Genomic DNA, 24,994 nt, shown 5'->3' with positions numbered 1-24,994 from the left:
GGGCCCTTCCGCGCGCCGGCGGAGAGGCGTCCCGAGGGTGCGTCGGCAGGGCGCACAGGGTGTGGACCGACGTCGTCCCCACCCTGTGGACGGTGTGTCCCGGGGCGCGGGAACGAGCCGTTCCGGACACCTCCGGGCGGTGGACGACGGGCTGTGGACGACGCCCTCCCGAGGCGTGTCAGAGGGTGGTGGGAGCATGGGTCCATGGCTCCTAGCACACGCCGATGGGTGAAGTTCGACCACGACATCTAGTGCGGTGGCGCGGTCTCGACCACTAGGTATAGTGGTTGCACACCCAGGGGGCCGGAGGCCTTCTGGCGAATCACACAGACGTAGTTCCACCGGTGTCCTTCGAGGTCAGAGATGTTTCTCCCTCCCCGAGGACCGATCCCGGGCAGAGCGCGAGAGACGAGGAGCCACCCCATGAGCGTCACGGTCTACAGCAAGCCGGCTTGCGTTCAGTGCGACGCGACGTACCGCGCTCTCGACAAGAAGGGCATCGAGTACTCCGTCGTGGACATCAGCCAGGACGCCGAGGCGCTCGAGCTCGTGCGCGGGCTCGGCTACCTGCAGGCGCCCGTGGTCGTCGCGGGTGACGAGCACTGGTCCGGGTTCCGGCCCGACCAGATCAACGCGCTCACGCAGAAGGTCTCGCCGGTCGTCGCCTGACCGGCCTCCCCGGGGCGCCGTGAGGCGCCCCGGAACTCGTACGGAAGCAGGCGGAGCAGGGCAGGACGGAGGTGCGTCCCCGTGGGGTCGCTCGTGTACTTCTCCAGCGTCAGCGAGAACACGCACCGGTTCGTCCAGCGGCTCGACCTGCCGGCCCTCGGCATGGACGTCCAGCGCATCCCGCTGCGTCCGACCGAGGGCTTCCTGCGCGTCGAGGAGCCGTACGTGCTCATGGTCCCGACCTACGGGGGCGGCAACGAGGGCGGTGCCGTCCCGCGCCAGGTCGTGAAGTTCCTCAACGACGTGCACAACCGGTCGTTGATCCGTGGCGTCATCGCCGCGGGCAACACCAACTTCGGCGAGGCCTACTGCATCGCCGGCGACATCATCTCCGCGAAGTGCCAGGTGCCCTACCTGTACGCCTTCGAACTCCTGGGAACAGCCGAGGACGCCGCGCGCGTCCGCGACGGATTGGGACGATTTTGGCAACGACAGTCACGGATTCCGGCGTGAGCGTGGCAGGCGGTGGCACGGTCACCGAGGTGCCGCTGGCCAGCACCCAGCTCGACTACCACGCGCTCAACGCGATGCTGAACCTCTACGGCCCGAACGGCGAGATCCAGTTCGACAAGGACCGCGAGGCCGCGCGCGCGTACTTCCTCCAGCACGTCAACCAGAACACCGTCTTCTTCCACGACCTGCAGGAGAAGCTCGACTACCTCGTCGAGAACAAGTACTACGACCCGGCCGTCCTCGCGAAGTACGACCGCGCGTTCGTGAAGTCCCTCTTCGAGTTCGCGTACGCCAAGAAGTTCCGGTTCGAGACGTTCCTCGGCGCGTTCAAGTACTACACGTCGTACACGCTCAAGACGTTCGACGGGAAGCGGTACCTGGAGCGCTTCGAGGACCGAGTGTGCATGGTCGCGCTCGGCCTCGCGGACGGGAACGAGCAGGCCGCGCTCGACATCGTCGAGGAGGTCATCTCGGGCCGCTTCCAGCCCGCGACCCCGACGTTCCTCAACGTCGGCAAGGCGCAGCGCGGCGAGCCCGTGTCCTGCTTCCTGCTGCGCATCGAGGACAACATGGAGTCCATCGCGCGCGGCATCAACTCCGCGCTGCAGCTCTCCAAGCGCGGCGGCGGCGTCGCCCTGCTCCTGTCGAACATCCGCGAGCACGGCGCGCCCATCAAGCACATCGAGAACCAGTCGTCCGGCGTCATCCCCGTGATGAAGCTGCTCGAGGACTCGTTCTCCTACGCGAACCAGCTCGGCGCGCGCCAGGGCGCCGGCGCCGTGTACCTGCACGCGCACCACCCGGACATCCTGCGGTTCCTCGACACCAAGCGCGAGAACGCGGACGAGAAGATCCGCATCAAGACGCTGTCGCTCGGCGTCGTGATCCCGGACATCACGTTCGAGCTCGCCAAGAAGAACGAGGACATGTACCTCTTCTCGCCGTACGACGTCGAGCGCGTCTACGGCAAGCCGTTCGCCGACATCTCGGTCACGGAGAAGTACGACGAGATGGTCGACGACTCGCGCATCCGCAAGACGAAGATCAAGGCGCGCGACTTCTTCCAGACGATCGCCGAGCTCCAGTTCGAGTCCGGCTACCCGTACATCATGTTCGAGGACACGGTGAACAAGGCGAACCCGATCAAGGGTCGCATCACCCACTCGAACCTGTGCTCGGAGATCCTCCAGGTCTCGACGCCGTCGACGTTCAACGAGGACCTCTCGTACGACCACGTGGGCCGCGACATCTCCTGCAACCTCGGCTCGCTGAACATCGCGAAGACGATGGACTCGCCGGACTTCGCCAAGACGATCGACACCGCGATCCGCGCGCTCACCGCGGTCTCGGACCAGACGAGCATCGAGTCGGTCCCGTCGATCAAGCGGGCGAACGAGGCGGGCCACGCGATCGGCCTCGGCCAGATGAACCTCCACGGCTACCTCGCGCGCGAGCGCATCCACTACGGGTCCACCGAGGGCGTCGACTTCACCAACATCTACTTCTACACGGTCGCCTACCACGCGATCGCGGCGTCGAACCGCCTCGCGATCGAGCGCGGGCGTGCGTTCGGCGGGTTCGAGGACTCGAAGTACGCGAGCGGCGAGTACTTCGACAAGTACACGGACCAGGTGTGGGAGCCCGAGACGGAGCGCGTGCGCCAGCTCTTCGCCGACGCCGGTGTGCACGTGCCGACGCAGGACGACTGGAAGGCGCTCAAGGCCTCGGTCATGGAGCACGGGATCTACAACCAGAACCTCCAGGCCGTCCCGCCGACCGGCTCGATCTCCTACATCAACAACTCGACGTCCTCGATCCACCCGGTGCCGTCGAAGATCGAGATCCGCAAGGAGGGCAAGATCGGGCGCGTCTACTACCCGGCGCCCTACCTGACGAACGACAACCTCGAGTACTACGAGGACGCGTACGAGATCGGCTACGAGAAGATCATCGACACGTACGCCGCCGCGACGCAGCACGTCGACCAGGGCCTGAGCCTCACGCTGTTCTTCAAGGACACGGTCACGACGCGCGACGTCAACCGCGCGCAGATCTACGCGTGGCGCAAGGGCATCAAGACGCTCTACTACATCCGCCTCCGCCAGATGGCCCTGGAGGGCACGGAGGTCGAGGGTTGCGTCAGCTGCATGCTGTAGTCGCCTGAGGCAACCATCGGTTGCCTCGATGCCCGACGCCGTCGGCCACGTCCCGGAGAGGCGTGGCCGACGGCGCAGGGTCCGGTCCCACGAAGTCGTCCCGGTCGGTCCGGGGTCAGCAGGAGAGAAGAAGGCAGATGTCGCCCACGGGGAAGCTCAAGCTCATCGATCGCGTGAGCGCGATCAACTGGAACCGTCTCGAGGACGAGAAGGACCTCGAGGTGTGGGACCGCCTCGTCGGGAACTTCTGGCTGCCGGAGAAGGTGCCGGTGTCGAACGACATCCAGTCGTGGCACACGCTCACCGCCGAGGAGCAGCAGCTCACGATGCGCGTGTTCACGGGTCTCACGCTGCTCGACACGATCCAGGGCACGGTCGGTGCGGTGTCGCTCATCCCCGACGCGATCACGCCGCACGAGGAGGCGGTGTACACCAACATCGCGTTCATGGAGTCGGTGCACGCCAAGAGCTACTCGTCGATCTTCTCGACGCTGTGCTCGACGCGCGAGATCGACGACGCGTTCCGCTGGTCGGAGGAGAACCCGAACCTCCAGCGCAAGGCCGAGATCGTCATGGAGTACTACAAGGGCGACTCGCCGCTCAAGCGCAAGGTCGCGAGCACGCTGCTCGAGTCCTTCCTCTTCTACTCCGGCTTCTACCTGCCGATGTACTGGTCGTCGCGCGCCAAGCTCACGAACACGGCCGACCTCATCCGCCTCATCATCCGCGACGAGGCCGTGCACGGGTACTACATCGGCTACAAGTTCCAGAAGGGCCTCGAGAAGCTCTCTCCGGAGGAGCGCGACGAGCTCAAGGCGTACACGTTCGAGCTGCTCTTCGAGCTCTACGACAACGAGGTGCAGTACACGGAGGACCTCTACGACGGCGTCGGCCTCACCGAGGACGTCAAGAAGTTCCTGCGGTACAACGCCAACAAGGCGCTCATGAACCTCGGCTACGAGGCGCTCTTCCCCAAGGACGAGACCGACGTCAACCCGGCGATCCTCTCGGCCCTGTCGCCCAACGCCGACGAGAACCACGACTTCTTCTCCGGGTCGGGTTCGTCGTACGTCATCGGCAAGGCCGTGAACACCGAGGACGACGACTGGGACTTCTGAGACACGTCTCCAGGAACCCGCGCCACGAGGCGACGACCGGGCCCGGCACCGCAGCTACCTGCGGTGCCGGGCCCTTCGGCGTCTGGACCCCGTACGGACCCTGTACGGGCCCCGCACAGGCCGCGACCTGCCGCGGCGGCGGGGTGCGTCGTGGCGTCCCGGCCGCGGCCGAGCTCGCCGGGCTCTCGTCGACGGCGCGAGAACGGGAGGAACGTCCCGTATTGCCCTGCGGGGGCTCCGGGCCTACGGTTCGGACGAGACGGGCGCGCGACAGGGGGGGCGACGATGACCTGGCCGATCGGGTACGTGGTGGTCGTGGTGGTCGTCGGCTGGTGCACCTTCTTCGCGGCCGTCGCACCTCGTCGACCCCACCTGCTGGCGCGGGCGAGCTGGATCTTCGGCATGGTGGTCAACGAGGTGCCGTTCCTGGCGATGTACCTCCTGGTCGCGTCCACCGCGCTGGCGGCCGCCGAGGGTGACCTGGGGACGACGGGAGGCCGGGTCACGGCCGGAGCGGCCGTCGTCGTCGCCGTGGGGCTGGTGGTCGTCGCGTGGCGGGGAGTGCGCAGCGACCGGTCGGTGCGGCGGGCACTGTCGGAGGGACTCGGCCCGGACTGGCGCGAACGGGTGGACGTGCCGCTCCGGCGGCACCGTCCGTGGGCCCGGATCCTGCTGACGCCGTTCGTGCGGTCGCGCCGGGACGTGGAGCGGATCAGGAACGTCAGCTACGGGGACGCCGGGCGCCGCAACCTCCTCGACCTCTACCGGCGCCGTGACGCGCCGCGGGACGCGCCGGTGCTGCTCTACTTCCACGGTGGCGGGTTCACCGGAGGGGAGAAGAGCCGCGAGGCGCGGCCTCTGCTGACGTGGCTCGCGAGCCGGGGCTGGGTGTGCGTGAGCGCGAACTACCGGCTGCGCCCCCAGGTCACGTTCCCCGACCACCAGATCGATGCCAAGAAAGTCATCGCGTGGGTCCGCGAGCACGGCGGGGAGTACGGTGCCGACCCGGCGAGAGTGTTCGTGGCGGGCAGCTCCACCGGCGCGAACATCGCCGGCCTGTGCGCGCTCACCCCGGGCGACCCGCGGTTCCAGCCAGGCTTCGAGCAGGCCGACACCTCGGTCTCCGGGGCGATCCTCCTCTACGGCTACTACGGTCACTACTTCGGCGCGGAGCCGGCCGGGCCACCGCCCGTCCTCCAGCCCCAGGGGTACGTCCACGGCGAGGCGCCGCCGTTCTTCGTCGCCCACGGGAGCAAGGACGGCTGGGGCACCGTGGAGGGCGCGCGGCACCTCGTCGCACGCCTGCGGCGCGCCGCGACGAACACCGTGGTCTACGCCGAGCTGCCCGGGGGGCAGCACTCGTTCGACGTCTTCCACTCGCCCCGCTTCGAGGCGGTCGTCGACGGGGTCGACGCCTTCACGGCCTGGGTCCTCGCCGAGGCCGGGCGACCCGCGGGCCCGCCGCGCGAGGGCGTCAGTCGGCGGGCCGGGGCTGCGCGCCCTCGACCGGCGGGTCGGCCGACCACGGGAACGTGATCCAGAGGTCGGTGTCCTTCCACGAGTAGTCCGGCTGGATGATCGTGCGCGGCTTGGTGTACAGCACCGCGGACCGCGCCTCGGCGCCGTGGGTGCTCAGCATCTCCATCACCAGGGCGAGCGTGCGGCCGGAGTCCGCGACGTCGTCGACCACGAGCACGTGCGCACCCGGCAGGTCGGACGTGTCCATGAGCGGCGGGAGCACACGCGGGTCGGTGAGGGTCTGGCCGATGTCGGTGTAGAACTCGACGTTGAGCGTCCCGACGCCCTTGGTCCCGAGCGCGTAGGCGACCGCGCCGCCGGGCAGGAGGCCGCCGCGCGCGACGGCGACGACGACCTCGGGCCGGAACCCGCTCGCCACGACCTGCTCGGCGAGCTCGCGCACGGCGACGCCGAACGTCTCCCACGTGAGCACCTCGCGCTCGGGCGGGGCGGCGGGGCTCGGCGACGACGCGTCGTCGGGCACGGCGGGGACCGGGGTCGTGGAGGCGTCCGTCATGGATCGAGAGTACGTCGCGCGACGCGCGGGTCGCGCCCGCCCGGGTCCCGACGAGCCGGGACCCCCGTCCCGGACCCGGACCGGTCGCGGACGCGACGAGGGCCGCACCCCGTGGTGGGGTGCGGCCCTCGTCGGGTCAGGCGGGGATCACTGCGCGTCGAGGATGTCCACGACGAAGACGAGCGGGGAGTCCGCGGGGATCGTGCCGCTGCCCTGCGCGCCGTAGCCCAGCTCCGACGGGATGACGAGCAGCACCTGGCTGCCGACGGTCTGCCCGGCGAGGCCCTGCGTCCAGCCCGGGATCACCTGCTGGAGCGAGAAGCTCGTGGGGGCGCCGCGGTCCCACGACGAGTCGAAGACGGTGCCGTCGAGCAGCATGCCCGTGTAGTGGGCCGTGACGGTCTGGTCCTCGGTGACGACCGGGCCGCTGCCCTTGATGAGCGTCTGCGCGACGAGCTCGGTCGGGGCCTCGTAGCCCTCGGGGATCTCGATGGTCGGCTTGCCGGTGTCGTCGAGCGTCACGGTCGGCAGGCCCTCGGCGGGCGTCACCGCCTCGCCCTCGGCGCGCGACGGGATGGTCTTGACGCCGGTGACCTCACCGATCGTGAGGTAGGTGATCGGCTCGCCGGTCGTCTGGTCTGTCGTCGGGTTGGCGAACAGGAAGCGGGTGCCCACCTTCTTGCCGACGACGACGTCGAGGAGCTGCGGGAAGATCGCGTCGTCGATGATCAGCTGCTCGGGGGAGTCCGTCTCCCACGTCGACCCCATCTTGGAGCCGTCCGTGCCGGAGAACGCGGCCGTGTGCATGGTGATCTGCTGACCCTTGGCGATCTCCTCGCCGTCGCCGTCGTTCAGCGAGATGGCGGCCGCGGCGGAGACCTCGAACGGCTGGTCGAACTCCACGGTCGGCTCGGCGCCCGGGTCGCCGGTGACCGTCACGGCCTCGAGCGCCGCGACGTCCTCGGGCGACGACGTCGCGGCGTCGCTGGCGCCGTCGGTCGCGGACGGGCTCGACGACGTCTCGTCGCCGGAGCCGCCGCCCTCCGAGGCGCAGCCGGAGAGGACGAGGGCGGCGCCCAGGGTGAGCGCGGCGACGCCGCGCAGGGTGCGGTGCTTCACGAGAGGGGGTCCTTCGGGTCGGTGGGACGACGCGGGGCCGTCGGGTCTGGGCCGCACCTGCACGACGGCGGTCGTCGGCGTCCCGGGTCGGGGTCGCCTCGCGGCCGCGCGCCGGGTGCAGCACCGGCGCGGACACTCTAGCGGTCCTGCCTGGACACCCGCTGGGAGCCGTAGTCCCCTCCGCCCCGTCCGCCTGTCGGTCGGTCCCGCACACCAGCCGCCCCGTGCGCGGTGCCGGGGGAGAATGGGCGCATGCCGTCCCGTCGACCGTCCCGCAAGCGACCCTGGGGAGCGGAGCCCGCGCCCCTCGACCTGGACCGTGCCCTCGGCGGCGTGCGCCGCGAGTCCGGGGCCGACGGCGAGTGGCAGGTCCGGACCGTGCGCGGCGGGTCCAAGACGTACCTGTGCCCGGGGTGCAACCAGGAGATCCCGCCCGGGACCGGGCACGTCGTGGCGTGGCAGGAGGACTCGTTCTTCGGCGCCGAGACGGCGCTCGACCACCGCCGGCACTGGCACACGTCGTGCTGGCAGGCGCGCGGGCGCCGTCGTCCGGGGTAGAGGTCCACTGTGGACGAACTAGGCTCGACCACGATGAGCACCGCACCCGAGCCCGCCGGGGCCGACGCGCCGGCCGGCCCCACCCCTATCCGGTCCCTGACGGTCCTGCCCGCGCGGCGCGAGGACGTCGAGCTGCACACCGCGGACGGGCTGACGCTCGTCGGCGAGCTCGCGCTCCCCGCGGACCGCGACCCGGTCGCGACGCTGGTGACTCTCCACCCGCTGCCCACGCACGGCGGCTACATGGACTCGCACGTGTACCGGAAGGCGGCCTGGCGCCTGCCCGCGCTGGCCGACCTCGCGGTGCTGCGGTTCAACACGCGCGGGACGTCGTCGCCGCGCGGCACGAGCGAGGGCTCGTTCGACGGCGGTGAGGCCGAGCGCTTCGACGTCGCCGCGGCCATCGAGCTCGCCGAGTTCCGCGACCTGCCGCATCCCTGGCTCGTGGGGTGGTCGTTCGGGACCGAGCTCGCGCTCAAGCACGGGACCGACCCGGCCGTGGAGGGCGCGATCCTGCTGTCGCCCCCGCTGCACCGTGCGACGGACGAGGACCTCGACCGGTGGGACGCGTTCGGCAAGCCGCTCGTGGTGCTCGTCCCCGAGCTCGACGACTACCTGCGTCCCGACGAGGCGCGCCGACGCTTCGCGCGCGTGCGCAACGCGGAGGTGATCGGCGTCGACGGCGCCAAGCACCTGTGGGTGGGGGAGCCGTCCGTGCGGCGGGTGCTCGACGAGATCGTCGGTCACGTCCGCCCGGGGTTCCCGCTGCCGCTGCCGACCGAGTGGTCCGGCGACACGACCGGGGCCGTGACGGCCGAGCGCGACACCGCCGACTCCGACCAGGCGAGCTACGAGGCGAGCCGGTCGGACGGCGTCGACGACTGACACCCCCGGCGGGACGGTCGCGGCCGTGGCACGGTGGAGCGAGAGTTGACGACGCAAGCACGACCTGAGGAGGACCACGTGACGGCGGCCCCGCTCGAGACCTTCACGCTGCGCGAGGGGTACGGGACCCCGCTCGTGCTGCTGCACGGCTTCCCGCTGGACCACCGCATGTGGGCCGACGTCGCAGCCGCGCTGCCGGGCGAGCCCACCGTCGTCGCCGTCGACCTCCCGGGGCTCGGCGCGAGCCCGTCGGCGGGCGAGCCGGCGTCGATCGATACCGCGGCCGACGCCACCGCCGCCGCGCTCACCGCCGCGGGGATCACGCGCGCGGTCGTCGCGGGGCTGTCGATGGGCGGCTACGTCGCGCTCGCGCTCGCCGAGCGGCACCCCGACCTGGTCGCCGGGCTCGGGCTCGTGGACACCAAGTCGACGGCCGACACCGACGAGGCCCGCGCCAACCGGCTGCGCATCGCGGACGAGGCCGCGCGGTCCCAGACCGTCGACGCCGTCCTCGGTATGCCGGGCGTGATGCTCGGCGAGACGAGCAAGGCCGCGCGCAAGCATCTCACCGCGCGGATCGAGGAATGGATTCGCGGGCAGCGGCCCGACGGCGTCGCGTGGTCGCAGCGCGCGATGGCGGCCCGGCCGGACCGCACCCACGTCCTCGAGGGCTTCTCGGGCCCGGTGGCCGTGGTCGTGGGGGAGGAGGACGCGCTCACCCCCGCGGCGGAGGCCGAGCACATGGCGGCCGCCGCACCCGCGGCGCGGCTGGTCCAGGTGCCGGGTGCCGGGCACATGAGCGCCGTCGAGGACCCGGCCGCGGTCGCGGACGCCCTCGCCGACCTGCTGGCCCGCGCGTCGGTCTGACCCGACGGACCGCGAGCGGTCCCGGTCGCCGTCCGCGGCCCTCAGCGGTCGTCGAGCACGAGCGCGAGCGCGTCGGCGAGGTCGATCGACTCGCCGTCCCGGCCGCCCTTGCCCAGCACGAGCGGCGGGTCCGACGGCTCGACGCTCACCCCGCGCAGCCGGCCCAGCACGGTGCCGGGCACCCCGAGCACGTAGAACTCCCCGTCCTCGCCGACCGCGACGCTGCGGTTGCGGCGCAGGTACCAGCCCTTGAGCGGGGTCCGGTAGGTGGCCGTGCCGTCGAACGAGCGGGCGCGCAGCGGCTCGGGCGCGAGGCCGCGCTCACGGGCGCGCACCACGAACTCGGCGAGGAGCGAGCGGGCCGCGGCGCTCTCCCGCGCGCGCTGGCGGTCGAGCTCGCGCTGCTGGTGCGCGGCGGCCTCGGTCCGCTGCCGACGCCAGTCGTCGGCAGCGGACCCGGTGCGGCCCGAGGGGTCCGCGGAGGACACCGGTCAGGCCGGTGCAGGAGCGTCGGTCTCGGCCTCGACGTCAGCCTGACCGGCGGGGCCGCGCTTGGTCGAGGTGCCCGACCCGCCCTGCTGGTCCGGCTCCTCGGCGACGACCGGGAACTCCGCCGTGAGGAGCTGCGCCGCGCGCGCCTGCTGCGCGGGGGTGCCGGCAGGCACCGCCGCCTTCTTCGCCGGAGCCTTCGCGGGCTCGGCCTCGCCGCCGAGGAGCCCGCGCAGCTCGTCGAGGTAGGTGTTGATCGAGTCGTGCTGGCGCGTGAGGTCCTCGAGCTGGCGCTGGGCCACGTTGCGCTGCTGCTCCGCCTCGGCCTTCGCGTCGCTCACCGTCTGGTCCGCGAACGACCGCGCCTCGGCGACGATCTGGTCCGCGTTGCGACGGGCCGTCGACATGAGGTCCTTGACGTACGAGTCGGACTCCCGGCGGACCTTCTCGGCCTGCTCGAGCGCGAGCGCGACGCGCTTCTCCGCCTCCGCCGCGTGCTCCTCGGCCGTGGAGACGAGCTTCTCCGTCTCGGCCTTGGCCGCGGCGTGCCGCTCCGCGTTCTCGCGCTCCGCTGCCTCGCGGCGGCGCACGACCTCGAGCTCGGCGTCGGCGAGCGCCGTGCGGGCCTTGTCGCGCAGCTCCTCCATCTCCGACGTGACCGCGTTGGCGGCCTCGGTCGCCTTCCGCTGCGCCTCGTCGACCTGGCGCTGCGCCTCCCGGCGCGCGTTCTCCAGGAGCTCCGTGGACTCGCGCTCGGCGGCCTCGCGCTGAGCGGCCGTCTCCGCCGCGACACGGGCACGCAGCTCGGCGGCCTCGCGCTCGGTCGTGACGCGCAGCTCCGTCGTCTCGCGCTCCGCCGTCGCGCTCAGCGTGCCGAGCTCGCGCTCGAGCGACGCGCGCCGCTCGCTCTCCTCCGTGGCGATCGCGCTCTGGATGCGCGCGGCCTCGCGCTCGGCGGAGCCGACGAACTCCTCGGCGCGGCGCTGGGCGCTGAGCAGCGTGCCCTCCGCCTCCGACGCGCTCGTCGCGCGGATCTCCTCGGACTCGAGCCGCGCGCTGTTGAGGAGCTCGGCGACCTCGTTCTCGGCGCGGGACCGGACCTGGCCGGCCGAGAGCTTGGCGCGCGCCATGATGTCGGCGGCCTGGGCGTTGGCCTGGGAGAGGATGTCCGCGGACTGCTCCTCCGCGGAGCGCATGAGCTGCTCGATGCGGGAGCCGAGGCCGGCGTACGAGGGACGGTCCGCCTCGCGGAGCTGACGCTGCGCGTCGGAGAGCTCGCTCGTGAGCTGCATGGCGCGGGCGTCCGCGGCCTCGACGCGCGAGCGCGCGTCCTCCACGGCCTTCTCCAGCTTCGCGAGCTGGGCCTCGACCTGGACGCGGTCGTACCCGCGCATGGTGATGGGGAAGAGCGTGCGCTCGTCGGACACGTCGATGACCTCCGGTGCTGGTTCGTCGCGGCGTCCGCCGCCGGGCGGCGTCCCCTCGCGAGGAGGGAGGGCGCGGCGGTCGTGCCACGGCCCCGCCGTGCTCCGACCAGGATACGGGGATCGGGCTGTCCTGAATACCCGGATTGGAGCAGGTGAGACGATGGTCGCAGTGCTGCGGGACAGACGGCACGCCTGGACGCGGCAGACCGGTCCGACGGCGTCTCGCGAGCCCCTTCCTGAAGACCGGCTGACGAGCGTGGGACCGTGGGGAGAGGGGCTCGTGAACGGATCGTGAGGATCCGCGCACGATTCCCCGCGGTCGATCTACGAGGGGTTTCGCACCTATTCTGGAACGTCGATCGACGAAGGGAAGCTCGGTGCTCCAACGAATCATCGCCGCCCTCCTGCTCGTGGGAGGGCTCGTCGCCGTCGGCCTCGGCGTCGCGTCCGCCACGGTCTGGCGGGACAGCGACACGGTCGTGGCGACCACGGCGTACACGGGGGACGGCACGCTGCTCGTCACCGAGCCCGGGGTCCTGGACCTCGTCGCCGAGGACGTGACGATCCGTGCCACGGCACCGGGCGAGCAGCAGGTCACGCTCGCGATCGGCCGCGAGGTCGACGTGACGGGCTGGGTCGGGGAGGACGCGCACGGCGTGGTCACCGGGCTCAGCGACTGGGACGCGCTCGCGACGCGTGCGGTCGAGCCGGCCGCCGCGGAGGAGACGCCCGCCGAGGGAGAGACCCCTGCGGACGGAGAGTCGCCCGCCGAGGGCGAGACGCCCGCGGCGGAGGAGACCCCGGCGGACGGCGACGCGCCCGCGGAGGAGACCCCGGCCGAGGGCGAGACGGCCGTCGTCGGCGTCGACCCCGCCGGCTCGGACATGTGGTTCGAGGAGTCGACCGGAGCAGGCTCGGCGAGCCTGCGCTGGTCCGACCAGCCCGGCCGCTGGCAGCTTCTCGTGGCCGGCGTGGGTGAGGGCGCGGTCGCCCCGACGCTCGAGCTCTCCTGGCCGCGCGAGGTCGAGACCCCGCTCCTGTGGCCGGGCGTCATCGGCGGTGCGGTGCTGATCCTCCTCGGTCTCGGCATCGGCGCGGCGAGCCTGCGGCCCAAGCGCCGTGGACCGTCGGGGCGTGGCACCGCGACGTCGGCCACCCCCACGGTCGCGCCGGCCGCCTCGCCGCAGACGCCGGCGGGCGAGCACGACCCTGGTGAGAACGGCGGCGAGGCGCCGACCGACACCGCGCAGGTGCGCATGCTCACGCGGCGCGAGCTGCGCGAGCGCGAGGAGTCCGACCGCCTCGCGCAGCAGCAGACGCGCGCGCAGAAGCCGCGGCGCGCCTGGCTCACCGGTCAGATCCCGATCGTCGCGCGGGGCGAGCGGCGCCCCAAGACCGCGGCGCAGCCGGCCGTCGACGCGGCGGACGGCCACCCGACCACCCAGGACAGCGCGACGACACGTGCCGACGCCTGGCGCCGAGCATGGGGATTCACTCCCGGCAGCACGGGGACGAGCGAGGCCCCCGACCCGCAGCGCGACCCGGACGAGACGAAGGACAGCACCCGATGACCAGCACCACCCGCGACACGGCCCGCGCCCGACGCGCCCGCCGTCACCTCGCCGGGGTGGCCGGCGGTCTGGTCGGCGCGCTCCTCCTCGCCGCCTGCTCCACGCCCCTGCCGACGCCGCAGCCGGACCCCACCCAGGACCCGCCCCCTCCCGTCCTCTCCGAGGCGCAGGAGACCGTGGTGCTGGACGCGGTCGCCTCCGCGCTCGCCGCGGCGAGCGAGGCGAACGACCCGGCGCAGCTTGACGCCCGCGTCACCGGCCCGGCGCTCGCGATCCGCACGAGCCAGCTCGCCGTCGCCGCCGCGCGCGGCAACGCGGACCTCGTGACCGAGCTGCCGACCGAGGCGCAGCAGGTCGTCATCCCGACGACGCAGACCTGGCCGCGCACGTCGTACGCCGTGAGCGTCCAGCCCGAGAGCCTGCAGACCCCGCGGCTCTCCGTCCTCGAGCAGGCGGGCGCGCGGGACGTCTACCAGCTCTGGGGGTGGGTCCGCCTGCTCCCCGGCGTGACGATGCCCAGCTTCGCGGACCCGAGCATCGGGAGCGAGGCCGTCGCGCCCGACGACTCGAGTCTCCTCGTCACGCCGACGGACGCCGTCGCGCAGTACGCCGACGTGCTCAACCTCGGGTCCGGTTCCGGGTTCGCCGGGGCGTTCGAGGACGACTCGTTCCGCACGCTGCTCGCCGAGCGCGCCCAGGCCTGGACCACGGCGCTCGAGCCGGCCGCCGGCGCGTACGCGCTGGCGTTCACCCCGAACGCCGACGAGCCGGTCCGCTCGGTGCGGACCGCGGACGGCGGCGCGCTCGTCGTCGGCGCCATGACGTCGCTCGAGTCGATGACGGCCGAGGAGGGCGCGCAGGTCCCGCCCGACACGGAGACGATCAAGGCGCTGTACGGGACGGCCACCCCGACGAACGTGCTCAAGGTCGGGTACCAGGACGTCGTCGCGCTCTACGTCCCGCCCGCCGGGTCGGAGGAAAAGATCCGCGTCGTGGGCAACGAGCACGTCGCGACGTCCGTCGCCAACAGCTGACCCTCCCTAGGATTGCGTCCATGAGCGAACCTACCCAGCAGCCCGCGTTCGACGTGCGCGGAGCGGTCGACCTGTCCGCGCTGACCCGGCCGCAGTCCCCGCCGCCGGGGGAGGAGGGCGGCGCGCCCGCGGCAGGAGGCTACGTCGTCGACGTCACGGACGAGACGTTCGGCCAGCTCGTCCAAGACTCGACGCAGTACCCGGTCGTGGTCCTGCTCTGGATCCCGACCGACCAGGCGAACGCGCAGCTCGGCACCGACCTCGGCGCGCTCGCCGACGAGTACGCCGGCCGCTTCCTCCTGGCCCGCGTCGACGCCCAGGCCTACCCGCAGATCACGGCGGCGTTCCAGGTGCAGGGCGTCCCGACCGTCGTCGCTGTCCTCCAGGGCCAGCCGGTGCCGCTGTTCCAGGGCGCCGCGCCCGCCGAGCAGGTGCGCTCGGTGATCGAGCAGGTGCTCCAGGCCGCGGAGGCGAACGGCGTCACCGGCCGCGCGCCGGCCCAGGGCGGCGACGGAGAGCCGGTGCCCGCCGAGCCCGCCCTGGAGCCCGAGCCCGAGCTGCCGCCGCTGCACCAGGAGGCGTACGACGCGATCGAGCGCGACGACCTCGACGCCGCCATCGCGGCCTACGAGAAGGCGATCAAGCAGGACCCGCGCGACGCGCTCGCCGTCGCCGGGCTCGCGCAGGTCCGCCTCCTCCAGCGCACGCGCGACGCCGACCTCGCCACCGTCCGCGCCGCGGCCGCGGACGCACCGGGGGACGTCGACGCGCAGCTCGCCATCGCCGACCTCGACATCCTCGGCGGCCACGTCGACGACGCGCTCAGCCGCCTGCTCGACCTCCTCCCCGGCGCGGACGCCGACGCCAAGGAGAAGCTCCGCGTGCGGCTCCTCGACTACTTCGAGGTCGTCGGCCCCACCGACCCCCGCGTCGGCAAGGCCCGCCAGCGCCTCGCGATCAGCCTGTACTGACGCACCTGCACCTGCACCTGTACCTGCACCTGCACCCGAACGATCGGCGGCCGGTCACTCACGGTGACCGGCCGCCGTCGCGCTGAGGAGGCAGCGCAGGAGGTGGGACGAAGCCGGGTGGGTGGGGTGGTGGCGCCGGGTCGTGGCGGGCCTGGCGGGAGCCGCGAGGAACGAGCGGCGGATGGTAGACCCGGCGCCACCACCCCACCCACCACCCAAGGTGACCAGACCTCTACGTCAGCAGACCAGACCTCTACGTCAGCAGTCCAGGCCTCTACGTCGGCAGACCAGACCTCTACCTCGGCGACGGGACGAGGTACAGCGCGCCGAGCGGGGGCAGGCGCAGGGTCGCGGAGTGCGCGCGGCCCTTCCACGGGACGGGCTCCGCCTCGACCTCGCCGAGGTTGCCGACACCCGACCCGCCGTACACCTCGGCGTCGGTGTTGAGCACCTCGCGCCACGCTCCGCCCGACGGCAGCGCGACGCGGTAGCCCTCGTGCGGCGTGCCGGCGAAGTTCACGACGACGGCGACCTCGCCCCCGTCGCGCCCACGGCGGAGGTACGCGAGGACGTTGTGGTCGGCGTCGTCGGCGTCGAGCCACTCGAAGCCGGCGGGGTCGTGGTCGAGTTCCCAGAGCGCGGGGGTCGCGCGGTAGAGGGCGTTGAGGTCGCGCACCGCGCGCTGGACGCCCTGCCGGCCGAGGTCGGCCGCGAGGCCGTCCCAGTCGAGCGACCGGCCCTCGTTCCACTCGGAGTGCTGGCCGATCTCGCTGCCCATGAAGAGGAGCTGCTTGCCGGGGTGGGACCACTGGTAGGCGAGGAACGCGCGCACGCCGGCGCGCTTCTGCCAGTCGTCGCCGGGCATCTTCCCGTAGAGCGAGCCCTTGCCGTGCACGACCTCGTCGTGGCTGATCGGCAGGACGAACTGCTCGGAGTAGGCGTAGACCATCGAGAAGGTGATCTCGTGGTGGTGGTAGCGCCGGTTGATGGGCTCCTCCGCGACGTAGCGCAGGGAGTCGTTCATCCAGCCCATGTTCCACTTGAGCCCGAACCCGAGACCTCCGGCCGACGTCGGACGGGTCACGCCGGGCCACGCGGTCGACTCCTCGGCGATCATCATGACGCCGGGTGTGCGCCGGTAGGCCGTGGCGTTGGCCTCCTGGAGGAAGGCGATGGCCTCGAGGTTCTCGCGCCCGCCGTGCACGTTGGGGTGCCACTGCCCGGGGCCGCGGGAGTAGTCGAGGTAGAGCATGGACGCGACGGCGTCGACGCGGAGCGCGTCGACGTGGAACTCCTCGAGCCAGTACGTCGCGTTGGCGACGAGGAAGTTGCGGACCTCGTTGCGCCCGAAGTCGAAGACGAACGTGCCCCAGTCGGGCTGCTCCCCGCGCAGGGGGTCGGCGTGCTCGTAGCAGGGGGTGCCGTCGAAACGCGCGAGGGCCCACTCGTCGCGCGGGAAGTGCGCCGGGACCCAGTCGACGACGACGCCGACGCCCGCGGCGTGGAGGCGGTCGACGAGGTAGCGGAAGTCGTCGGGGTGCCCGAACCGTGACGTCGGCGCGTAGTAGCCGGTGACCTGGTAGCCCCACGACCCGCCGAACGGGTGCTCGGCCACGGGCAGGAGCTCGACGTGCGTGAAGCCCTGCTCGACGACGTACGCGGTGAGCTGCTCGGCCAGGTCGCGGTAGGACAGGCCCTGGCGCCACGAGCCCAGGTGCACCTCGTAGATGCTCAGCGGCTGCGTGTGCGGGTCGTGGGCGGCGCGCGCGGCGAGCCACGCGTCGTCGGTCCACGCGAACTGCGACTCGACGACGATGCTCGCCGTCGCGGGCGGTACCTCCGCCGCCTTGGCGAGCGGGTCGGCCTTCTGGCGCCACGAGCCGTCGGGGCCGAGGATCTCGTACTTGTACCGCGCGCCCGCGCCGACGCCGGGGACGAACAGCTCCCAGACGCCGCTCGAGCCGAGCGAACGCATCGGGTGCGTCGCGCCCCAGCCGTTGAAGTCGCCGATGACGCGGACCGCGCGCGCGTTGGGCGCCCAGACGGCGAACGCGGTGCCGGTGGTGTCGCCGAGCGCGCTGGGGTACGTGCGCAGGTTGGCGCCCAGCACGCGCCACAGCTCCTCGTGCCGGCCCTCGCGGAGGAGGTGCAGGTCGACCTCGCCGAGCGTGGGCAGGAAGCGGTACGGGTCGTCGGTCGTGGTGGCCTCGTGGCCGTAGCGCGCGCGGACGCGGTAGTCGGGAGCGTGCCGGGTGCCGTCGGCGTCCTGGTGCACCGGGACTACGGCGGCCCAGACGCCGTCCTGCTCGTGCGCGGCGGCGTGCTCGCCGTCGGTCGTGACGACGACGACCTCGTCGGCGAGCGGGCGCAGGACCCGGACGACGGCGCGCGCGTCGCCGGCGTCGGGCGCCAGGTGCGGGCCGAGCACGGCGTGCGGGTCGAACGTGCGGCCGGACGCCGCGGCGGCGAGCGCGTCCGCGGGCACGACGACGGGCGGCGGGGTGGGTGATGCGGCGGACCCGGTCATGGGCCAACCTTTCCACGTCCGCGGCACCGGGACGCGACGGGCTCGCCGGATGGTCGCAGTAGGCTCGCGACCTGGAGGAAGGAGTGCCGTGGCGAGGATCACCATCGCAGACATCGCGCGCGAGGCCGGGGTGTCGACAGGTGCGGTGTCGTACGCGCTGAACAACCGGCCGGGGGTGTCGGAGGCGACCCGTGCGCGGATCCTCACGATCGCGTCGGACCTGGGGTGGGCCCCCAGCTCCGCCGCGCGGTCACTCTCGGGTGCGCGGACGGAGACGGTCGGGCTGGTGCTCGCGCGCGACCCGGGGATGCTCGGGGTCGAGTCGTTCTACATGCAGTTCCTCGCCGGCATCGAGTCGGAGCTGTCGCAGCGCTCCTACGCTCTCCTCCTGCAGGTCGTGCCGGACCAGGAGACGGAGCTGCGGGCGTATCGCGCGTGGCGCGCGGCCCGGCGGGTCGACGGCGTGATCCTCGTCGATCCGAGCGTCGACGACCCGCGCATCGCGATGTTCTCGGAGCCGGAGGCGCTCCCGGCGGTCGTCGTCGGGGACCCGGCGCTCGCAGGCGGCCTCACCAACGTCTGGACGGACGACGCCGCGGCGGTCCGCGAGTCGGTGCGGTACCTGCACGCCGTCGGGCACCGCCGGATCGCGCGGGTCGCGGGGCTGGAGGGGTTCGGCCACACGGGGATCCGCGACGAAGCGTTCCGCGACGAGATCGCGACCCTGGGCGCGGAGGGCGTGGTGGTCCGGACCGACTACTCGGCGGTGCAGGGTGCGGTGGCGACCCGCACGCTCCTCACGGGGGCGGAGCCGCCCACGGCGATCATCTACGACAACGACGTCATGGCGGTCGCCGGTCTGGGGGTCGCGAGCGAGATCGGTGTCCGGGTGCCGCAGGACGTGTCGATGATCGCGTGGGACGACTCGCCGCTGTGCGAGGCGACGTTCCCGCGGTTGTCCGCGCTGAGCCACGACGTCACGCGGTACGGCGCGCACGTCGCCCGGCGCCTGTTCGACCGGATCGAGGGAAAGGTCGGGGGCAGCTTCCTCGACTCCACGCCGACGCTGCGCCCGCGCGGCACGACGGCGCGCCGTCCCTCCTGACGCGCTTCACCACACGTCGAGAAGGCGCTCGCTCCGATATCTGTTCGTTATCGAACGGGGTTGGACTTACGTCTACTTAAGCGCTTCACTAGTCGTGTCGCCAGTGATCGCCCGGGCAAGAGGAGCCCGAGGCGCGCGACGTCAACGACGACCAAGGAGTGAAGACGACATGGCAAGGAAGCAGATCGCCGCCGTACTCACCGTGACAGCGCTGACGCTGGCGCTCGGTGCGTGCTCGAGCGGCTCGGGCGAGGGTGGCGGCGAAGAGGACGGCGAGCTCTCGGGCACCATCACGGTCCTGACCAACCGCACCGACATCGTCGACACGACGCTCCAGGACTACGCGGACCAGTTCCAGGCGGAGAACCCGGGCGTGACGGTCGAGTTCGAGGCGATCACCGACTACGAGGGCGACGTCTCGATCCGACTCAACACGCAGGACTACGGGGACGTCCTCCTCGTCCCCAACTCGGTGAGCAAGGACCAGCTCCCGCAGTTCTTCGAGCCGCTCGGCACCGTCGACGAGCTCGCGCAGGAGTACCGCTTCATCAACGAGCAGGCCTACGACGGCGACGTCTACGGCATCGCGACGTTCGGTACCGCGATGGGCTACGTCGTGAACACGAAGGTCTGGGAGGAGGCCGGCATCACCGAGCCGCCCGCGACGCCGGAGGCGTTCGTCGCCGCGCTCCAGCAGATCGGCGAGCAGACCGACGCCGTCCCGTACTACACGAACTACACCGACGGCTGGCCGCTCACGCAGTGGCAGAACAACCAGGGGACGCTCGCCGGGACCGACGCCGTGAGCGTCCGGACCTCGCAGGACGACCCGTGGGCCGAGGGCAACGAGCAGTACGCGATCGACGGCCTGCTGTACGACGTCGTCGCCGCGGGCGTCACGGAGGAGGACCCCACGACGACCAACTGGGAGGAGTCCAAGACCCTCCTCGGCACCGGGAAGGTCGGCGCGATGGTGCTCGGCTCGTGGGCCGTGCCGCAGATGCAGGACGCGGCCGAGGCGGCCGGGGGGTCGGCGGACGACATCGACTTCTGGCCGATGCCGTGGCAGACCGAGGGCACGTTCTCCTCGACCGTCTCGGGTGACTACAAGCTGGCGATCTCGAAGCACTCCGAGAACAAGGCAGCCGCGCGGGCGTGGGTCGACTGGTTCCTGAACGAGTCGACGTTCGCCGCGGAGCAGGGCGGTATCTCGCCGGTCGTCGGCGCGGCGGCGCCGGACAGCCTGGCCACGTTCGACGCCCTCGGCGTCAACCAGGTCGAGCTCTCCCCGGCTCCGGCGGGCGAGGAGACGTGGGACAACGACATCAGCAACGAGGCCGAGATCGACCTGTGGGGCGACAAGTACCGCAAGCAGCTCGTCGACGTCGCCCGCGGCGCCGCCGACGGCGACAAGGAGTCCTTCTTCGCGGACCTCAACTCCCGCTGGGCCGCCGCACGCGCGAACGTCGTCGGCTGACGCAGCTGCCCAGGTACGCGCGAGGTCCCCGGCCCGCCCCGCCGGGGGCCTCGCGCCCGTCTCGACCGAAATGAGCATGACATGGCTGTGACCAGTCCGACCGTGGCGACTCCGACCGAGCCGCGCAAGCGGAGTGCTACGTCCCGACCGCCGAGGCGACGGTCCGGGTCGCTCACCCCGTGGCTGTTCCTCGTCGTCCCGCTCGGGCTGCTGCTCGTGTTCACGTACCTGCCGGTGGCGAACATGATCTGGTACAGCTTCACGTCCTGGGACGGTCTCGACGCGGTGAAGGAAGGCGTCGGGTTCAAGAACTACGTCGACATCTTCACGCGGCCCGAGCTGTTCCGGGTCTTCTTCGTCAGCCTCTACTACCTGGTCGGGGCTCTCGTCCAGCTCGCGCTGGCGCTCTACTTCGCGACGATCCTCAGCTTCAGCACGCGGTTCCGGAACTTCTTCAAGGGCGTCATCTTCTTCCCCTACCTCCTGAACGGCGTGGCGATCGGCCTCGTCTTCCTCTACTTCTTCCGCCCGGACGGCACCCTGGACGCGCTGCTGGGGATCGTGGGCATCCAGGACACGCCGCACTGGCTCGGGGACCCGTCGATCGTCAACTTCTCGCTCGCCGGGACCTCGGTCTGGCGCTACATGGGACTCAACTTCGTGCTGTTCCTCGGTGCCATCCAGGCGATCCCGGGTGACGTGTACGAGGCCGCGGACCTCGACGGCGCGACGTCGTGGCAGAAGTTCCGCTACATCATCTTCCCGGGCATCAAGCAGATCGTCGGGCTGTCGTTGATCCTCGCGGTCTCAGGCGCGCTCTCGGTGTTCGAGATCCCGTTCATCATGACGAAGGGGGCCAACGGGTCCGAGACCTTCGTCATCCAGACCGTCGACACGGCGTTCCGGTACTCCAAGGTCGGTCTCGCGTCCGCGATGGCCGTCGTGCTGCTGATCATCGTCCTCGTGATCAGCGCGATCCAACGAAAGTTCTTCCCGGACGAGAAGGGAGACCTGGTATGAGCGCCTCTACCGCACCCGCGCCGCCCCGGATCACCGCAGCGGACAAGATGCGCGGGGCCGCCGCCCGGTTCTCGAGGGGTGTCGCGCCCGTCGCCGGCCCGCTGGCCACGACGGCGAAGTACATCAGCCTCGTCGTCGCGTGCGCGGCCGCCGTCGTCCCGATCCTGACGATCTTCTTCGCGGCCTTCAAGTCCCGCGAGGAGTACGTGACGACCGGTCCGCTCGACCTCCCCCGGAACTGGTTCAACTTCTCGAACTTCACGCGGGCCTTCACGGACAGCGACATGCTCGCGGGCTTCGTGAACACCATGATCATCCTCGTCGTCGCGCTCGCCGGGACGATCCTCATCGGCACCATGACCGCGTACGCGGTGGACCGGTTCGACTTCCGCGGCAAGAAGGTCGTCATGGCCGGGTTCCTGCTGGCGACTCTCGTCCCTGCGGTCACCACGCAGGTCGCGACGTTCCAGATCATCAACGGCCTGGGGCTCTTCAACACCCGCTGGGCCGCGATCGTGCTCTTCATGGGCACGGACATCATCGCGATCTACATCTTCCTGCAGTTCATGCGCTCCATCCCGCGCTCGCTCGACGAGGCTGCGATGCTGGACGGGGCGAACCGCCTGACGATCTACGCGCGCATCATCTTCCCGCTGCTCAAGCCGGCGATCGCGACCGTCGTCATCATCAAGGGCATCGCGATCTACAACGAGTTCTACATCCCCTTCCTCTACATGCCGTCGAGCAAGCTCGGCGTGATCTCGACGACCCTGTTCCGGTTCAAGGGACCGACAGGGTCGGAGTGGGAGGTCATCGCGGCCGGCACGATCCTCGTGATCGTCCCGACCCTGATCGCCTTCCTCCTCCTCCAGCGACACATCTACAACGGCCTGACCGCAGGAGCCACGAAGTGACCTTCACCGAGACAACCGCCCGCAGGGCGACCCGCCGCGAGCTGCACGACGGCTGGACCGTGAGCGCCGGCGCGGGGCCCGTCCCCGCGGGGACGGTCGTGTCCGACGTCCCGGCGACGGTCCCGGGGAGCGTGCACACGGACCTGCTCGCCGCGGGACTGATCGACGACCCGTACCTCGACGACCACGAGCGTCTCCAGGCGTGGATCGGTCGCACCGACTGGGCGTACACCACGCGCTTCGCGTGGGCCCCGGACGGTCACGAGCGGCACGACCTCGTCTTCGACGGCCTCGACACGGTCGCGGAGGTCCGGCTCAACGGGACCGTGGTGGGCACGACGGCGAACATGCACCGCACCTACCGGTTCGACGTCGGTCCGCTGCTCCTCGAGGGCGAGAACGAGCTCGTGGTCCGGTTCTCCGCCCCCGTCCCGTACGCCGACCGGCAGAGCCTGCTCCTGGGCTACCGGCCGCAGGTCAACCAGCACCCGTTCAACGCCCTGCGCAAGATGGCGTGCAGCTTCGGGTGGGACTGGGGACCCGACACGGCGACGTCCGGGATCTGGCGCCCGGTGCGCCTCGAGTCCTGGTCGGTCGCGCGCCTCGCCCAGGTGCGCGTCCACGCGGCGGTCGCGGGCGAGCCCGGCGAGTCCACGGCACCGACGGCGGGCCGGGTGCGCGTGGTCGTGGAGGTCGAGCGCTCCGGCACAGGTCGCGGTCTCGCGCCGCTCGCCCTCGCGGCGTCCGTCGCCGGGGTGCGGGTCCAGGTGCCCACCGACGCCGACTCGGCGGAGGTCGACGTCGTCGTGCCCCAGGTGGAGCTGTGGTGGCCGCGCACGCACGGCGACCAGCCGCTCTACGACGTCGCCGTCGAGCTGCTGGCCGACGGCGCACCCCTCGACGCGTCCGCCCGCCGCGTCGGCTTCCGCACCGCGACGCTCGAGATGGAGCCGGACGAGGACGGCACGTCCTTCCGGTTCGTCGTGAACGGCGTGCCCGTCTGGGTCCGTGGGGCGAACTGGATCCCGGACGACGCGTTCCCGCACCGCGTCACGCGCGAGCGGTACGCCGCGCGCATCGACCAGGCGGTCTCCGCGAACCTGAACCTCCTGCGCGTGTGGGGCGGCGGGATCTACGAGTCCGACGACTTCTACGACCTGTGCGACGAGCGGGGCGTCCTCACCTGGCAGGACTTCCTCTTCGCCTGCGCGGCCTACGCGGAGGAGGAGCCGCTGCGCTCCGAGGTCGAGGCGGAGGTGCGCGACAACGTCGCCCGCCTCGGGCACCACGCGTCGCTCGTGCTGTGGAACGGCAGCAACGAGAACATCTGGGGCTTCCACGACTGGAGCTGGCAACAGCGTCTCGACGGCCGCACGTGGGGGCTCGGGTACTACACCGACCTGTTCCCGCGCGTCGTCGCTGAGCTCGACCCGGACTGCGCGTACACGCCGTCGAGCCCGTGGTCGGGCAGCCTCGACGTGCACCCCAACGACCCGCGGCACGGTTCGATGCACGAGTGGGAGCTGTGGAACCGCCAGGACTGGCCGCACTACCGCGACACCGTGCCGCGCTTCATGGCCGAGTTCGGTTGGCAGGGGCCTCCCACCTGGTCCACCCTCACGCGCGCGATCAGCGACGACCCCCTGACGCCCGAGTCGCCCGGGATGCTCGTCCACCAGAAGGCGATGCAGGGCAACGACAAGCTCACGGACGGGCTCGTCGCCCACGTCCCGCTGCCCGACGCGATGGAGGACTGGCACTGGGCCATGTCCTGGAACCAGGCCACCGCCGTGCGCACCGCGCTCGAGCACTACCGCTCCTGGAGCCCGCGCTGCATGGGCGCGGTCGTCTGGCAGCTCAACGACTGCTGGCCCGTGACCTCCTGGGCCGCGGTCGACGGCGACGGGCGCGTGAAGCCATTGCTGCACGCGCTGCGCCACGCGTTCGCCGACCGGCTGCTCACCGTCCAGCCGCGGGGTGAGGACGGACATCTCGTCGTGGCGGTCGTCAACGACTCCGCCGAGCAGTGGCGCGGCGACCTCGTCGTCCGGCGCACCCGCTACGACGGGGTCGAGATCGAGGCGGCGAAGATCCCCGTCGACGTCGGGGCGCGCGAGACGGCCACGGTCCCGCTGCCGGCCGACCTCGTCGTCCCGGGTGATGCCGCCGGCGAGCTGCTCGTCGCGTCGCTCGGTCACGAGAGCGCGACGTGGTTCTACGCCGAGCCGCGCGACAGCGCGCTGCGCAGCCCCGCGCTCCACGTCGAGGTGACCTCGACGGAGGACGGGGCGCGGGTGCGCGTCACGACCGACACCGTCGTGCGGGGGCTGTCGCTCCTCGCTGACAAGGTCCACCCGGAGGCCGTGGTCGATGACGCGCTCGTCGACCTGTTGGCGGGGGAGAGCGTCACGTTCCGCGTCACGGCCCCGGTCCCGCTGGACCGCTCGACGCTCGCGGACCCTCAGGTGCTGCGGAGCGTCAACCAGCTCGTCGTGCGCCGGACGGCGGTGCCCGCATGACAGCGCCGGCGATCGACCCC

21 protein-coding genes are annotated in these 24,994 nt (G+C 71.7%); 16 read left to right on the top strand and 5 right to left on the bottom strand.

Features of this window, described 5'->3' with window-relative positions; genetic code table 11:
- Positions 1-423: 423 nt before the first annotated feature.
- From nrdH to NF338_RS05475, 5 genes are all read left to right on the top strand, one after another.
- Positions 424-669: a glutaredoxin-like protein NrdH gene (nrdH, locus tag NF338_RS05495; RefSeq protein ID WP_264029869.1), complete on the top strand. Its 246-nt coding sequence runs from the start codon at positions 424-426 to the stop codon at positions 667-669.
- An 81-nt stretch (positions 670-750) separates the two neighbouring features.
- Positions 751-1,182 (top strand): class Ib ribonucleoside-diphosphate reductase assembly flavoprotein NrdI, encoded by a 432-nt coding sequence (gene nrdI / locus NF338_RS05490; RefSeq protein WP_021480850.1) that lies wholly within the window; start codon positions 751-753, stop codon positions 1,180-1,182.
- Positions 1,152-3,338: a class 1b ribonucleoside-diphosphate reductase subunit alpha gene (gene nrdE / locus NF338_RS05485; RefSeq protein WP_412846172.1), complete on the top strand. Its 2,187-nt coding sequence runs from the start codon at positions 1,152-1,154 to the stop codon at positions 3,336-3,338. Before nrdI ends, nrdE begins: the two co-directional genes overlap by 31 nt.
- 137 nt (positions 3,339-3,475) lie before the next feature.
- On the top strand, positions 3,476-4,456 hold the full coding sequence (gene nrdF / locus NF338_RS05480) for a class 1b ribonucleoside-diphosphate reductase subunit beta (RefSeq protein WP_047232915.1): 981 nt from the start codon (positions 3,476-3,478) through the stop codon (positions 4,454-4,456).
- Positions 4,457-4,741: 285 nt separating this feature from the next.
- Entirely contained in the window at positions 4,742-5,992 is a 1,251-nt protein-coding gene (locus tag NF338_RS05475) for an alpha/beta hydrolase (RefSeq protein ID WP_264029868.1), read from the top strand.
- On the opposite strand, the gene NF338_RS05470 is transcribed toward NF338_RS05475, so the two are convergent.
- Positions 5,931-6,491 (bottom strand): phosphoribosyltransferase, encoded by a 561-nt coding sequence (locus NF338_RS05470; protein WP_264029867.1) that lies wholly within the window; start codon positions 6,489-6,491, stop codon positions 5,931-5,933. The two genes, NF338_RS05475 and NF338_RS05470, sit on opposite strands and share 62 nt — an antisense overlap.
- Positions 6,492-6,638: 147 nt before the next feature.
- Positions 6,639-7,610, bottom strand: coding sequence for an FKBP-type peptidyl-prolyl cis-trans isomerase (locus tag NF338_RS20970; protein ID WP_318782967.1), 972 nt, complete (start codon positions 7,608-7,610; stop codon positions 6,639-6,641).
- 252 nt (positions 7,611-7,862) lie between these two features.
- Here NF338_RS20970 and NF338_RS05460 point away from each other — a divergent pair, with 252 nt between their 5' ends.
- The 3 genes from NF338_RS05460 (at position 7,863) to NF338_RS05450 (ending at position 9,920) form a co-directional block, all read left to right on the top strand.
- Positions 7,863-8,168: a hypothetical protein gene (locus tag NF338_RS05460; protein ID WP_264029866.1), complete on the top strand. Its 306-nt coding sequence runs from the start codon at positions 7,863-7,865 to the stop codon at positions 8,166-8,168.
- Between the two features lie 33 nt (positions 8,169-8,201).
- Entirely contained in the window at positions 8,202-9,053 is an 852-nt protein-coding gene (locus tag NF338_RS05455) for an alpha/beta hydrolase (RefSeq protein ID WP_239576727.1), read from the top strand.
- Between the two features lie 78 nt (positions 9,054-9,131).
- Positions 9,132-9,920 (top strand): alpha/beta fold hydrolase, encoded by a 789-nt coding sequence (locus NF338_RS05450; RefSeq protein WP_264029865.1) that lies wholly within the window; start codon positions 9,132-9,134, stop codon positions 9,918-9,920.
- Positions 9,921-9,961: 41 nt separating this feature from the next.
- On the opposite strand, the gene NF338_RS05445 is transcribed toward NF338_RS05450, so the two are convergent.
- Together NF338_RS05445 and NF338_RS05440 are read right to left on the bottom strand one after the other, a co-directional pair.
- Positions 9,962-10,408: a hypothetical protein gene (locus NF338_RS05445; protein WP_264029864.1), complete on the bottom strand. Its 447-nt coding sequence runs from the start codon at positions 10,406-10,408 to the stop codon at positions 9,962-9,964.
- Between the two features lie 3 nt (positions 10,409-10,411).
- Positions 10,412-11,836, bottom strand: coding sequence for a hypothetical protein (locus NF338_RS05440; protein ID WP_244286222.1), 1,425 nt, complete (start codon positions 11,834-11,836; stop codon positions 10,412-10,414).
- Positions 11,837-12,213: 377 nt separating this feature from the next.
- Between NF338_RS05440 and NF338_RS05435 the strand changes: the two genes are divergently transcribed.
- From NF338_RS05435 to NF338_RS05425, 3 genes are read left to right on the top strand one after another with little or no spacing between them, the layout of a single operon-like run.
- Positions 12,214-13,407 carry a hypothetical protein gene (locus tag NF338_RS05435; RefSeq protein WP_264029863.1) on the top strand — a complete coding sequence of 398 codons (1,194 nt, stop codon included), beginning with the start codon at positions 12,214-12,216 and terminating at the stop codon, positions 13,405-13,407.
- A complete protein-coding gene (locus tag NF338_RS05430) occupies positions 13,404-14,441 on the top strand; it encodes a hypothetical protein (RefSeq protein WP_264029862.1) in 1,038 nt (345 codons plus the stop codon). Before NF338_RS05435 ends, NF338_RS05430 begins: the two co-directional genes overlap by 4 nt.
- Positions 14,442-14,461: 20 nt before the next feature.
- Positions 14,462-15,412: a tetratricopeptide repeat protein gene (locus NF338_RS05425; protein WP_264029861.1), complete on the top strand. Its 951-nt coding sequence runs from the start codon at positions 14,462-14,464 to the stop codon at positions 15,410-15,412.
- Between the two features lie 295 nt (positions 15,413-15,707).
- Here NF338_RS05425 and glgB read toward each other — a convergent pair whose 3' ends face one another.
- On the bottom strand, positions 15,708-17,939 hold the full coding sequence (gene glgB, locus NF338_RS05420) for a 1,4-alpha-glucan branching protein GlgB (protein WP_264029860.1): 2,232 nt from the start codon (positions 17,937-17,939) through the stop codon (positions 15,708-15,710).
- A gap of 88 nt (positions 17,940-18,027) precedes the next feature.
- On the opposite strand from glgB, the gene NF338_RS05415 reads away from it, so the two are divergent.
- From NF338_RS05415 to NF338_RS05395, 5 genes are all read left to right on the top strand, one after another.
- Positions 18,028-19,044, top strand: coding sequence for a LacI family DNA-binding transcriptional regulator (locus NF338_RS05415; RefSeq protein WP_264029859.1), 1,017 nt, complete (start codon positions 18,028-18,030; stop codon positions 19,042-19,044).
- Between the two features lie 169 nt (positions 19,045-19,213).
- The gene (locus NF338_RS05410; RefSeq protein WP_264029857.1) at positions 19,214-20,521 is read left to right on the top strand and encodes an ABC transporter substrate-binding protein; all 1,308 of its coding nucleotides are present in this window, start codon (positions 19,214-19,216) and stop codon (positions 20,519-20,521) included.
- 81 nt (positions 20,522-20,602) lie between these two features.
- Positions 20,603-21,541, top strand: coding sequence for a carbohydrate ABC transporter permease (locus NF338_RS05405; protein WP_264029856.1), 939 nt, complete (start codon positions 20,603-20,605; stop codon positions 21,539-21,541).
- A gap of 47 nt (positions 21,542-21,588) precedes the next feature.
- On the top strand, positions 21,589-22,455 hold the full coding sequence (locus NF338_RS05400; RefSeq protein ID WP_264030048.1) for a carbohydrate ABC transporter permease: 867 nt from the start codon (positions 21,589-21,591) through the stop codon (positions 22,453-22,455).
- Positions 22,452-24,974: a glycoside hydrolase family 2 protein gene (locus tag NF338_RS05395; RefSeq protein ID WP_264029855.1), complete on the top strand. Its 2,523-nt coding sequence runs from the start codon at positions 22,452-22,454 to the stop codon at positions 24,972-24,974. Before NF338_RS05400 ends, NF338_RS05395 begins: the two co-directional genes overlap by 4 nt.
- The last annotated feature ends 20 nt before the right edge of the window (positions 24,975-24,994 follow it).

Source organism: Cellulosimicrobium sp. SH8 (assembly GCF_025818875.1).
Lineage (GTDB): Bacteria > Actinomycetota > Actinomycetes > Actinomycetales > Cellulomonadaceae > Cellulosimicrobium > Cellulosimicrobium cellulans_D.
Note: the sequence above shows the minus strand (reverse complement) of the source record. Positions and strands in the feature narration are given on the sequence as shown.